The organism is Klebsiella sp. K5-204, from assembly GCF_030128585.1.
GTDB classification, from domain to species: Bacteria; Pseudomonadota; Gammaproteobacteria; order Enterobacterales; family Enterobacteriaceae; genus Klebsiella; species Klebsiella quasipneumoniae.
The window spans coordinates 53,840-66,459 of sequence record NZ_JAKUZS010000005.1 but is presented as its reverse complement, the minus strand read 5'-3'; the positions used below and the strand labels follow the sequence as shown (position 1 = coordinate 66,459).

General features: G+C 48.9%; 14 protein-coding genes. 7 read left to right on the top strand and 7 right to left on the bottom strand.

The genetic code is table 11. From position 1 onward, the window contains the following. Positions 1–16: 16 nt before the first annotated feature. The 6 genes from MKR05_RS14185 to MKR05_RS14160 form a co-directional block, all read right to left on the bottom strand. Positions 17–562, bottom strand: a complete 546-nt coding sequence (locus tag MKR05_RS14185; protein WP_032410137.1) for a sigma-70 family RNA polymerase sigma factor — start codon at positions 560–562, stop codon at positions 17–19. A gap of 8 nt (positions 563–570) precedes the next feature. Further along, a complete protein-coding gene (arsH, locus tag MKR05_RS14180; protein WP_284118257.1) occupies positions 571–1,284 on the bottom strand; it encodes an arsenical resistance protein ArsH in 714 nt (237 codons plus the stop codon). 1 nt (position 1,285) lies between these two features. Beyond that, positions 1,286–1,609, bottom strand: a complete 324-nt coding sequence (locus MKR05_RS14175; protein ID WP_032410134.1) for a helix-turn-helix transcriptional regulator — start codon at positions 1,607–1,609, stop codon at positions 1,286–1,288. A 563-nt stretch (positions 1,610–2,172) separates the two neighbouring features. Then, positions 2,173–2,751 (bottom strand): inovirus-type Gp2 protein, encoded by a 579-nt coding sequence (locus tag MKR05_RS14170; protein ID WP_071994602.1) that lies wholly within the window; start codon positions 2,749–2,751, stop codon positions 2,173–2,175. 277 nt (positions 2,752–3,028) lie between these two features. After that, on the bottom strand, positions 3,029–3,268 hold the full coding sequence (locus MKR05_RS14165) for an AlpA family transcriptional regulator (protein ID WP_004129359.1): 240 nt from the start codon (positions 3,266–3,268) through the stop codon (positions 3,029–3,031). Between the two features lie 400 nt (positions 3,269–3,668). Further along, positions 3,669–4,820, bottom strand: a complete 1,152-nt coding sequence (locus MKR05_RS14160; RefSeq protein WP_127717235.1) for a hypothetical protein — start codon at positions 4,818–4,820, stop codon at positions 3,669–3,671. Between the two features lie 97 nt (positions 4,821–4,917). Between MKR05_RS14160 and MKR05_RS14155 the strand changes: the two genes are divergently transcribed. The 7 genes from MKR05_RS14155 to MKR05_RS14125 all read left to right on the top strand — a co-directional run bounded on the left by MKR05_RS14155 (position 4,918) and on the right by MKR05_RS14125 (position 9,208). Beyond that, positions 4,918–5,811 carry a GTPase family protein gene (locus MKR05_RS14155; RefSeq protein ID WP_284118255.1) on the top strand — a complete coding sequence of 298 codons (894 nt, stop codon included), beginning with the start codon at positions 4,918–4,920 and terminating at the stop codon, positions 5,809–5,811. 283 nt (positions 5,812–6,094) lie between these two features. Continuing rightward, positions 6,095–6,772, top strand: coding sequence for a hypothetical protein (locus tag MKR05_RS14150; RefSeq protein ID WP_032410130.1), 678 nt, complete (start codon positions 6,095–6,097; stop codon positions 6,770–6,772). A gap of 95 nt (positions 6,773–6,867) precedes the next feature. Next, complete coding sequence (locus MKR05_RS14145) at positions 6,868–7,689, top strand: DUF932 domain-containing protein (RefSeq protein ID WP_162897387.1); 822 nt, start codon at positions 6,868–6,870, stop codon at positions 7,687–7,689. A gap of 70 nt (positions 7,690–7,759) precedes the next feature. Then, complete coding sequence (gene radC, locus MKR05_RS14140) at positions 7,760–8,233, top strand: RadC family protein (protein ID WP_032410128.1); 474 nt, start codon at positions 7,760–7,762, stop codon at positions 8,231–8,233. A gap of 15 nt (positions 8,234–8,248) precedes the next feature. Next, the gene (locus MKR05_RS14135; RefSeq protein WP_004129348.1) at positions 8,249–8,470 is read left to right on the top strand and encodes a DUF987 domain-containing protein; all 222 of its coding nucleotides are present in this window, start codon (positions 8,249–8,251) and stop codon (positions 8,468–8,470) included. 20 nt (positions 8,471–8,490) lie between these two features. Then, a complete protein-coding gene (locus tag MKR05_RS14130; RefSeq protein WP_032410127.1) occupies positions 8,491–8,841 on the top strand; it encodes a type IV toxin-antitoxin system YeeU family antitoxin in 351 nt (116 codons plus the stop codon). 34 nt (positions 8,842–8,875) lie between these two features. Continuing rightward, the gene (locus MKR05_RS14125) at positions 8,876–9,208 is read left to right on the top strand and encodes a TA system toxin CbtA family protein (protein ID WP_071994601.1); all 333 of its coding nucleotides are present in this window, start codon (positions 8,876–8,878) and stop codon (positions 9,206–9,208) included. 468 nt (positions 9,209–9,676) lie between these two features. On the opposite strand, the gene MKR05_RS14120 is transcribed toward MKR05_RS14125, so the two are convergent. Next, positions 9,677–12,442: a LuxR C-terminal-related transcriptional regulator gene (locus tag MKR05_RS14120; protein ID WP_311766171.1), complete on the bottom strand. Its 2,766-nt coding sequence runs from the start codon at positions 12,440–12,442 to the stop codon at positions 9,677–9,679. Between the last annotated feature and the right edge of the window lie 178 nt (positions 12,443–12,620).

Below are 12,620 nucleotides of genomic sequence, written 5' to 3'. Positions count from 1 at the left end.
GGAAAAAGATGCGCGATTAATTCATTTTTTTGTGGCAGCAGACGGGAGACGTGTCATCCGCCTCAATCTGACAAAGTTCTGTCATCGTTTCTTTCAGGTGCTTCCTGGCCCGAAGCAGACGGGATTTAAACGCCGTAAGCGTGATTCCCAGTTCATCGGCCAGAGACTGCTGGGGACGCCGGTTAAGGTCGGACTCTTCAATCAACCACCGCTCATCTTCGGGTAAAGCCTGTAATGTTTCAGGCAGGCATATACCCAGCATTGAGATTGCATCAGGGGATGCGTCTGTTAATAGGGCATCTTCTTCCAGCTCAACAAACTCCCTGGTGGTGCGGTACTCATCAATCAGCAGATTCCTCGCCGCCCGATATAGCCAGGCTCGCGGATTCTCCATCTCGCAGAAACTGTCTGAATGAGCGCGGGCACGCAGGAATAGCTCTTGCAGAAGGTCGGCTGCTTTTTCGCTATCACCTGTCTTCGATGTCAGGAAGCGAGAGAGTTCGGCTTCATGTTGCCGCCAGAACACGCTCATGCAGTTGTTGAATGCCGTTATATCACTCATACCAGCCCTCAGATTTTGCTCTGATTAACCCGCCGGGAAAGTTCTTCTGCTGACTCTTTTCGTTCGCTGTAGCGATCAACGAGATAGGCTGAGTTACCTCGGGTCAGCAGAGTAAATTTCACCAGTTCTTCCATCACATCCACGATCCGGTCGTAATAAGACGACGGCTTCATGCGTCCATCTTCATCAAACTCCTGCCAGGCTTTTGCGACAGAGGACTGATTCGGGATGGTGATCATCCGCATCCAGCGGCCAAGAATGCGCATCTGGTTTACGGCATTGAAAGACTGAGAGCCACCGCAGACCTGCATTACGGCCAGCGTCTTACCCTGCGAAGGGCGAACTGCACCTTCTGATAACGGTATCCAATCAATCTGGGCCTTCATGATGCCGGTCATCGCACCATGGCGTTCAGGGGAACACCACACCATCCCTTCGGACCAACGAAGCAGCTCGCGCAGTTCCATGACTTTAGGATGCGAGTCAGGTGCATCATCAGGAAGAGGCAAGCCAGAAGGATTGAAGATCCGCACGTCTGCGCCCATTGCGGTCAGTAACCTTGCCGCTTCTTCCGTTGCCAGTCGGCTATAGGAACGTTCGCGCACAGAGCCGTACAACATGAGGATACGTGGAGGATGGGGAACGGCAGGAACACCGAATCTTGCCTCTGTGATTGAGGTGTCGAACAAACCCGAATCAACATTCTTAAGATCACCTGTCATTTTAGTTCTCCGTCTTCTGGGGCATGGTGAGGCAGTCGTCAGTTCCTGAGCAGCATTCTTCGGTCAGGAAGGCAATCAGAGCCTCAAGGTTTTCATATCGAGCATGGCAAAAGAGCGTTCTGCCCTGACGTTCCTGTCGTATCAGAGAAACTGATATCAACGAGGAAAGATGATGGCTCAGCGTAGACGCTGGGATTTCGAGCCGCTTCTGCAGCTCGCCAACAGGTAAACCTTCATGCCCGGCTTTAACCAGCTCTCTATACAAGCTCAGGCGCGTAGGATGACCCAGCTCTTTCAGGGTTTCTGCTGCTTTCGAAAGCTCCATTTGCATCTCATTTCTATATCTCCGGAATTATGGAAATAATAACTTATTTTCCCAGGAAACCATAGTCAACATGCCTGAGAGCCAAACTGGAGAAACGACTTAATTTGCAACGGAGGTTCCAGTGGTCACGATGCTAAACCTGAGTTGAAGGGCTGTTCCACTGCTGGTATCGGCAGAGTTAGCCCTTTGGCAGTAGAGCGATGAGGCTGTACTTAACTGCTCAAGTGCTCTCAAACGCCAGCCACGCCGCTCGGCATCACTGCAACATCCAGCCAGGCTATCCCGGCAGACCCTTAGCCGGGTGATGTGTAAACGGTATTCCGCCACTTTTACCGCGATTGTGTTCTATGCTGTTTCATTTTTGATTTCCCTTGTTTGACAGGTATGAGAAATACCCGACAGGTAAGCTGTCGGGTATAAATGGAGTTGTGAATTGTTGATTCAGTAAAGGTCGGAACGTCAGGCTTCCAGGGGCAGGTTCAGTCACGACTGCGAGGACATTATTTATCGCCGTAATAACGGGGTTTGTACAGGATGGCCGAGCCAGTTGCGTAGCCGTAGGATCAGGGGCCTGGCTTACGTGGACGCCCTGCCGCTGAGCGTGGAGGAACGTCATTACAGCCGTATGCACACAAACCTTCTTTTTGTTCTTCCTTAGCCAGATAGCTCAGAACATGACGGATATTGTTAATGCTTTCCGGATCGTTATACCGAACAGGTATATTGATATTTACAGAATACTGCGGCCGATATTCACATCGGTGCGATACGCCGTCCCGGTGCGTTATTTCCTCCCAAAGTGTATTTGCTGTAAGGGCAAAGGGATAAGAGTGCTGTGTTTTTTGTCTGTCCAGCCAGAATACGACATGCGCATGGTATCTATGTCGTTCAGTCCATTCGACAACCCAGAAATAGCCCACCACACCTTTCTCTTTTGTCATTTTCTCCATTAGTACACGCAAGTCATGTTCAAGTGTTTGGTGATTTAAGTGTGAATACCTGGCACTTTTCTTTTTGTAGAAAAAATCCATGCGTAATGCCAAAAGGCATGAGTATCTGTTTATCATTTCATCGATGTGTGCATTGAGAACTGAAGCCAGGAACCAGTCTTCATTAAAATTTCTATCTGAATTTTTGAGCATGATTATTCCACTGCTGATGATGAGAGAGGTCAGTGCAAGCACTAAGTTAGTGATGTTTCATGCAAGACTTTTTTTAAGGCAATGCTGAGTTGATGCTTAAATTAATTATTGCTTTAAAGATGAGGTTGGTTGTTGCAATAGTATTTGCGAGGGTGTTTAAAAGAGACATTGACAGTAAGCGGTGAATATAAGAACAAATGAGAGTGAGTGTAATTATATTAAAAAACCTATATTAAATTACGTAGCCTTCCTGTATAAAACACCAGCATTAAAGGTTCTAACCTCGAGATGCTTGTATTCTATCCAGCATCCATTTTTCCACTTCGCTTTTTAGCCAGCGTGAACTGCGACCCAGCTTAATTGGTGCAGGGAACGCATTCTCTGAAATTAATCGGTAGAACCATTTGTCTGTCATGTTTGTATAGGCGGTGATGAACGTCATATCAACGAGCTGATCATTCAGTAAAGATGTGGTTGTCTGGGTGCTGGATGATATCGGATGAGTTTTGTTTGTCATGGAAAAGCTCCCGCAATTTAGTGTGAGTTCGGGAGGCGATGCGTGGTACCCAGTGGTACCTTGGATATTCACCTCACACCATGGTACTCAACAGTAAAAAAATACAGTTAATATCTTTTATGCTCAGTATGAGCCCCTTTTTTAGGATGTACTTAAGAGAGTCCTGTCGAGCCGCCTGCAAGCAAATTTTAGACTGTGTAAAGCTATGTTGATTTTCCAGAAGTACCTCTCAAGGTTGAGATTCACAGCTCTGCGCGTTTAGCGCATAGCAAGCTATGTCATAGCGCTAACGAGGCTTTCACCGCCATGATCGTTTTTTTCGCGCATGCTTAAAAAACGAAACTTAAAAATGAGAATGACAATCGACATCAGATTTATTGGTGTTAGATACCTTTAATTCTTAAATTCCAGGTCGGTATTCAAAAGGGAGTATTTCTTTCTTGCCTGACGCCCATAGCAATATATTATCTTTGATTTTGATTACATCCGTACTAAAGAAAGAGTTGTAAAACCCTACTAATTCAGAATAAGAATCCAAATCCAACTCAAGCATCATGAAGGTAATCATTACGGACCTGTACAAATAACCATTTTTATCAAATAAGTTTGATAAAAATGAATAAACCTCAGGGGTGCCATTTCTTGCTATGTTAAAAATAATATAAATTGCTATCAACTCTAACGTAAAGGATTCATTTTTATATTTTTTAGCGAGTTTTAACATCGAATCATTCACACCAATGACATTCAATCTTTTCAGTTCATTTAATAAGAGGCCAAATAATGGAGGAGCATCACCAGGGCTAAGATATGGTAGGTTATTACTATATTGGTGAGGGTGTAAAGGTGTCTCAATTGTTAATTGGAGTAATTTTAATGCCACAGACCGTTCATCCTCTAACGCAATTAAAGATTTGTACAGGCTGAGTGGTTTTTTTATGTTGGCAGTACCCCTGATGTTGCGGTTTTTTGCGAGTTGATTAATTACTTTGTTTTTTAAAGTAATAGGTATAATAATGTTTTGTTGGGATGAGGAATCTTCTGTCTTACCTGGGAACGGAAGTTTATAAAGTTGCAATTTTAAATTTCCTTCGCCGCCACCAAGATGATTTTTTGCATAAAGCGTGCTGTTTTTACAAAAATCAATCCAGGAGTAGATACTATACAGTTCCGTTACTTCATTTAATGAGACAGGGAGTTCTGACCCGATTCTTATACGGCGTACATAGCTTTCTGTGTTTCTCCAGGCCGGTGTTTTTCGTATTAATACAAGCTTCTCTCTGGCCTGTCTTATTAATCCAGCATCTTCAATTGAAGATATCTTTCTGACATATCCCCTCCTGCTATTGAATGCGCAATAGTAAATTCGCCCCTTCTTTAATCGTTTTATTTTACGAGGGATATATTTATTAATCTGATAAACAAGGTCTTTTTTCTTGCGTTCACTCAGCTCGCAGAAGCGCAAATAATGTTTTTTACAGAGCCTTTTACGTTTTGCTTCAGGTAATGGGGACACTAAACGCTTGCAGTTTTTTCGTACACATTTAGCCATTTCATATTCCCTCATTCCAGAAAAATTTAAACCTATATTACTCCTTTGAACAGACGGTTAACCATTTTTCGGCGCTATTTTTCCACAGGAGTAAATCATGCCTCAAATCCCCGATCCGCAGGATACCAGTGATGCGGTGCGTACCTGCCTCAATCTCTTACCCCGGCAGGCTACTGAACGTATTCAATCCCGTCTCCAGGAGGCGATTAACTATGAACCCGTGATAGGCATCATGGGCAAAAGTGGTGCGGGCAAGAGTTCATTATGCAACGCGCTTTTTCAGCAACCCGTTTGTCTGACCAGTGATTTGCTAGGCTGCACCCGCGAACCCCAGCGTCTGTTACTCACCGTTGGTGACCGCAGCATGACACTGGTGGATTTACCGGGTGTGGGTGAGACACCAGAATACGACGAGGAATATCTGGCGCTCTATAAGGCGTTGCTGGGAGAGCTGGATTTGATTATCTGGGTACTGCGTGCCGATGACCGTGCCCGGGCAACGGATATCACGGCATACAGGGCACTGATGGAAGCCGGTGCTGACCCTTCACGTTTCCTGTTTGTACTGACTCAGGCCGACCGTATTCCACCCCTAAGGGATGGTGAGCCTTGGCAGGCATCACCTTCTTCTGAGCAATGCTTTTCACTGGCTGCAGTCAGTGCGCAGGTTGCCGGTCAGTTGCCGTCCTCTTTCCCGGTCATGGCTGTCTCAGCACATACCGGCTATAACCTGCCCGCCCTGGTGGAGTTGATTGTGCATGCCTTGCCCGTACAGGCCAGCAGTGCCGTGTATTGCCAGCTGAAACCAGAGCATCAGACCCCGGGCACTGACGCCGCTGTACGGCAGCAGTTTGGTGAGGCAGCGGGTAAGGCTTTTGACTCTGTGATTAATCCTGACCACCTGCCTTCTGTCTGGACTGCTCTGTTAAGGAGTCTCCGACAAAAATTAGTGCAACTTGCCACGACATTATGGGACCGAGTATTTGGCTGAAATCTGCCGCTTTACCCCTCAATTACCACATTCAAAAAACAGTATATTGATCTGTAAAAACGATCGATAATAGAATATCGATCGTTTTTATCTATTAAAATATCGATGTATAAGCCCCTATTGATCGCTTTTACCTATCAAAGCAAAGGGATATTTCTTTCTCAAAAGTGTTCATGAGCACGACGCACAGGGACGTTGACATGATGGTCCGGATACAAAGGTGCATCAGGTTCTGTGTACCGCGTCCCCCGTTGCCGCTTCTGATTCATTAATAAGGTGACATATGAAAATTCAGACCGTGATTGCACTTGTTTTGTCAGCCGTTTCGGTTTCTGCTCAGGCGGGTAACTGGGCTGTGAAAAACGGCTGGTGTCAGACGCTGACCGATAATGGTCAGGCACTGGTGATGCTGAAAAACAATACCATTGGCATCTTTGGTCAGTTGCAGGGCTGCCCCAATGGCCCGCAGGAGCTGATGGGGAGTCGCATAAATGTAAACGGCAATCTGGTACCCACGTCTCAGTTGTGCAACCAGCAAACAGGATTTAAGGCTGTTGAGGTTGAAGGTGGGCAGGCACCTGCAGCCGCCAGAAAGGCAATTGCTTCGATTGCAGGTCAGGAAACATCGACCCTTCAGGTCTTTGGTGCGCAACTGACATTCACCCGCGGGGACATGATGACGGTCTGCCCGAAATACGTATCTGGCCTTGCTGCCAGTGCTGGTAGTCGAGCGACGGAGATTAACAAAGGCTCAGTCATGAAAGCGGCCAAAGAAGCGTACACGAAAGAGTATGACCGTGACACGGCTGAGGCCGCTGATTTTGGCAGCTACAAAGTGGAGGGAAATACTGTGGTTTATGAGGTCTACAATGCCGGGTATCGTACCTACGATAAGGTGGTGGTGACCGTAGGTGCTGATGGTAAGGCCACCAGTGCCAGGGTTGAATATATGGGGCAATAACGTCTTATCCGCCACGCCATTTTTAATGTTAAAGGCCATGTTCCTTCGGGAGCGTGGCCTTTTCTTTTTATACCGATAAACGCACAAAGGAGTGAATTATGCGATTAGCATCCCGCTTTGGTGCGGTGAACCTTGTTCGCCGTGACCGTCCCTTAACCCGTGATGAACTTGCTCACTATGTTCCCAGCGTGTTCAGTGAGGAAAAGCATGAATCGCGCAGCGAGCGCTATACCTGCATCCCGACCATCACTCTGTTGGATAACCTGCAGCGCGAAGGTTTTCAGCCGTTCTTTGCCTGCCAGACCCGTGTGCGTAACCCCGACAAGCGGGAACACACCAAACATATGCTACGTCTGCGCCGCGAAGGGCAGATTACCGGTAAACAGGTGCCGGAAATTATCCTGCTTAACAGCCATGACGGTTCTAGTTCCTACCAGATGCTGCCGGGACTGTTCCGAGCGGTCTGTCAGAACGGACTGATTTGCGGCGAGAGCTTTGGAGAGGTGCGAGTGCCCCATAAGGGCAACGTGGTGGAAAAGGTTGTCGAAGGGGCTTACGAGGTGCTTGGGGTGTTTGACAGGGTGGAGGAAAAACGCGACGCCATGCAGTCACTAATGCTTCCGCCACCAGCACAACAGGCATTGGCAAAAGCTGCACTGACATATCGCTTTGGCGAGGAGCATCAGCCCGTGACGGAATCACAGCTATTGGCCCCTCGTCGCTGGCAGGATGAGTCCGGAGATCTCTGGACAACTTATCAGCGTATTCAGGAGAACCTAATCAAAGGTGGTTTGAACGGTCACAATGCAAAAGGAGGACGCTCACATACACGTGCAATTAAAGGTATTGATGGTGATGTGAAGCTGAATCGAGCTCTGTGGGTGATGGCAGAAAATATGCTGCATCTCGCCTCATGAACGATATCTCCGTGTTTGTTTATAGCCCTGTAGCTGGTTGTTACGGGGCTTTTTCTTTTAAGGAGCCGCCATGTCCGAACTGATTTTACCTTCGGTCTTCCCGATGAATGAGCAACGTACCATCCGTCGTGCCCTGCGATTACTGGAGAAATATCAGCGGCAGCCCAGTGAGTCGTTCCTTGCCGCTAGTTTCGCGAAAAACTGGTTACAGCTCTATTTGGCAAAGCAGGAGCGCGAAGTCTTTGTTGTTATCTATCTCGATAATCAACATCGTCTGCTGGAGCATGAAACGCTCTTCCTCGGTACGATTAACCATACCGAAATTCATCCTCGCGAAATTGTGAAATCTGCACTGCGTCATAATGCAGCTGCGGTAATCATCTCCCATAACCACCCATCTGGCATTACCGATGCCAGTAAAGCTGACAGAGCCATTACGTCCAGGATTATAGAGGCTCTGGGGCTGGTCGATGTCCGGCTACTGGATCATTTCATCATTGGTGATGGTGAAGCGTTGTCGTTTGCTGAGCATGGATGGCTATAAGAAGAGGAAGGGCTAATGAAAATCATCAGTAAGCGTCAGGCGATGGCAATTTATCGTCTGCATCCTGAATCCCGATTGTTTCAATTCTGTACCGGGAAATATTGCTGGTCCGGGAGCGTCTGCCATTACTACGGTCGTGAAGTTCCGGATATCAAGGGTGTTCTGGCTGTCTTTGCCGAGCGACGCAAGGACCGGAACGGACCGTATGTCTCTCTGCGCAGCGTCACTCTCAATTAACCTTATTAAAGGAGCTTCAGATGTCGAGTAAGACACTCACAGTGAATGATGATACCGCTGAGCCCTGGTGGGGGCTGAATCGTAATGTCATTCCTTGTTTTGGTGCGCGTCTGGTCCAGGAAGGTAACCGCCTATATTACCTGTCTGACCGCGCCAGCATAATAGGCCTATTCAATAAAGCGGATTTGCTCCGTCTTGACCAGGCATTTCCTGTTCTGCTGAAGCAGGCGGAGCTCATGCTTACCAGCGGCGAACTGAATCCCCGACACCAGCATTGCGTCACCCTCTATGCAAAGGGGCTGACCTGCGAAGCTGATACACTGGGTTCCTGTGGTCACGTCTATATCTCCATTTATCCTACTCAACGCTAATTAACTTTAGAACTCACTTTTACGAGAACAACTCATGAATACTTTACCTGCAATAAACCAGCGGGCTGTTCAGACATGCTTATCACCCGTGGTTGTCTGGCAAATGCTGCTTGCTCGACTACTTGAGCAGCACTATGGCCTGACCTTAAATGACACGCCGTTCAGCGATGAGGCTGTTCTTAAAAGACATATCGAAGCTGGTATCACGCTTGTCGATGCCGTTAATTTTCTGGTGGAGAAGTACGAATTGATCCGTATCGATCGCAGAGGATTTAGCTCACAGGGACAAGTGCCATATTTGACCGTGACAGATATCCTTCATGCCAGGAGAGAATGTGGATTAACGAACAGTTGTCCTTATCGGTAAGTAATATTGTTCTTAGCCGACCGCGGCAGTGAGGTGTACTTCAATAGCTGAGAAAATTTATACGGTCTGTGAAGATATTAGTGGGATTAGCGACTTGATGAAAGGCTCATCGAGTCGCATAAAAAACAAGATGGGGGCATAAATGGGGGCATTTATAAAGATGAAACAAGGAAAAGTGTATATTTATCAATTGTTTTATGTGGTGTGTTATGTTCCTATTATCGCACCACATCAATCAAAACGTTAAAGAAAACAATCGCCTAAAGTCTCTCTGGGATGACTTTCCCCTGGCGTCGCCCCCCCTAACCTCAATGTTCATATCACTGAGCCAGGGCATCAAAACTGCCATCATTGTTCAAAGATAACCCCATGTGCTCAGCAGCACCTCGATTATCCATGGCTCATAGCCCCGTTAAGAAAGTGGCTCGTCTTAATAAGATTTTCTATCCAGCCCCCCTGTTCAATCCGTTAATCCAGTAATTTCATCTCCAGCGCCCGGCTCATCGCTTGAGTGCGGCTATTCACTTTAAGCTTCGCGTAGATGTTTTTGATGTGCCATTTGACCGTCTCGGCAGAAATAGCGAGGGAGCGAGCGATTTCTTTGTTCATCTGACCTTCAGCGATCAGCTGTAATATCTGAAATTCTCGCTCGCTGAGTTCCCCATGAATATCGGGGCTTCCACTATTAAACGGTGTACTGTCTGCAGGCGCGCGCTTGTCTGCCCAGGGACCTTGCACTCCCCCTTCCTCTGTACAAGCCGAAGAGGTTTCATTCATACCGGCAAGCAAAGGTTGCAAGGTATCGCCAGCGTCAAGAAAGAGGCCCTTGAGATGCTGTTGTTCAGCCAGCTGCAGCACTGGCTGAAATGTCGTGCGCGCAGCGGCAATTTTGCCGCTGTTCCACAAGGCTAATGACCAGAGCGTACGCAGACGCGCTGCGGTTAACCTGTCCCCCCGGCTTTCCTGATCGGAGACCATCTCAGCCAGTAAAATGCAGGCTTGCGGCGCCTGGCCTCTGGCGAGAAGAAGCCGGCTGCGGCTAAGGGATGCAGACATAACGATGGCGCGTTGGCAGGGATGTTCGGCATCCATTCTGAAGCTGGCGACCATTTGTTCAAGCTGCCGTTGCAGTTGCTCTGCGCCGGTGAAATTGCCGCGCTGCAGTCGCACCCTCACCTGCTCGGCTAACAACATGGCCTGGAGCCGTTGCCAGCCGCGAGACACCGCAAGGCGCTGCGCATGCTCCAGCAATCGCTCGGCCTCATAGGGCATATCGCTATCTAAGGCCTGACGCGCGAGATAGGTATAGCAACGCCTCAGCGCGTCGGGTGGACTGAATCGGTCGATGAATTCGAGCCGGTCGGCTAACAGATGCTCGGGCGAGTCACCCCTCTGACATTCATAGGCTATCTCCGCCAGCAGCGGCGCCAGCGTCGCGCCACTGGTCGACTGGGTGCCAGTATAACATTCAGCCTGGCGCAACGTTTTCTCTGCGTACCACCCGGCTTTTCCCAGATCCCCCTGACAAAGATGGCACTGGGCAATGATAAACGCGCGATAAACCGAGACAAACAGATTATCTAAAGGGCTTTCCGGAGAGGGCATATGCTGTTGAACCTCCAGCGCGTCGTGATAGCGCTGCTTAACAACATGGCAATAGCTGAGAATATTGCATATCAGACCATCTACCCAGGTGTCGCCGCAGGGCACTTCGGCCAGCAACGGCTGAACAATAGCCAGACTCTCCGGGATGTTTTCAGCAAAGGCTTCGCAAATTGCCCGCACAACGCGCAATTTACACCAGGTGCTGCGGGTTAAATCATCACGGTGATGAAGCACCATCTGATCGAGGTTATCAAGCAGCTGCCTCGACTCATCAAAGTGGAAATAATGCGCCAGTGCCCAGGCCAGGTTAATTTGCAGGTCAATGCGCGCAGGATCGGTGCTGGGCGGTAAATGATGCATCCATGAGATCAGGGTATCGATATCCCCTTCTTCCGCCAGTGACTGAGCGCTTGCGCCGTCCTGCCCGGGGCTATGCACCGGCTTGCCTGCGCTGAGCGCATGGCGTACCGCCTCAGACCACAGCTTCTGTTCGACGAACCAATGACTGGCTAATTCATGTAGCTGTTTGCGATCAATATCGTTGTTCTGCTGCAGCATGGTCCGAAGATTTTCCTGCAACAGAGGATGGTAGCGGAACCAGTAGCCTTGTTCGTCAAGGGCTGACAAAAAAAGGTTGTGTCGCTCAATCCATGCCAGCATTGCTTGGCTGTCATCTCGTCCAGTCACTGCATTGCATAGTTCGGCATTTAACCGACTGAGGAAGGACGTTTTCACCAGGAAATCAAGCACCTCTTCCGGCAGCGGGTCCAGGACCACCTCTTTAAGATAGCGGGCAATGGACCGTGTTCCTCCATGCATATTGCGCAACAGATGCTCGGGATCATGCTGTAATTCTGCGGACAATGAAGCGATCTTCATCCCTGCGATCCAGCCCTCAGTCACGGACTGCAGCCGCTGTGCATGGTGGTTGCTGAGGGGTAGCGCAACCGTGCGGCTAAAATAGTGTTTCGTTTCTTCGAGCGTGAATTGCAGGTCTCGATCATAGATTTCCACCAGTTGGTCCTGGGCCTGCAGCTGGCTCAGCGCAAGATTGGGGTGGAAACGGCTGCCAATGATCAGATGCAAGGCGGCAGGCGCATGCTTGAGTAAATACCCCAGCGCTTCATAGACCCCACGATCGTTAATCACGTGGAAGTCGTCGATAATCAGGTATATGTCATGCGGGCAGTAGTGTAGCTGGTTAATGAGCCCGGCCAGCAGCTGCTCGGAGCTGGAGAGCTTCTGTTCTTCCATATCACGCCAGAAATCGGCGTCCCAGTCAGCATAGAGTGGACGCAATGCTTGCAGCAGGTAAGGAATAAACTGCCATACGTCATCATCATCCTCATCGAGGCTCAGCCAGGCGATACGTTCCCCCTGGGCGACCATCTGCTGATGCCATTGCGCCAACAGCGTGGTTTTGCCAAATCCAGCGCCAGCGCAAACGACGCCCAGCCGGCACTGCTGAACGGGATTGAGAAGCTGAAGAAGCCGCGGGCGCTCCAGCAATTGTATCGAGGAGCGAGGCGGGACGAATTTGGTCAGGATTAGCGGCAAGCCTCGCGTCAGCCGCAATGGCCCGGAGACCAGTGATGGTGATTGGCGACTTTCTAAATCCAATGGCTTCATCCGTGGTTATCTACTCGCTTTGTTTTTTTCAATTGTACGCCAGCCCCCGGGATGACATGGGGCCGCCAAACTTTATAGCTACACAAAATTTAGAAAGTTTGACCTCAAGCATGAAAACCCCCACCTACCCCCCCATGAAGGTGGCTTCGCACTCCCTTTAACCGCTCGTAGATTCATT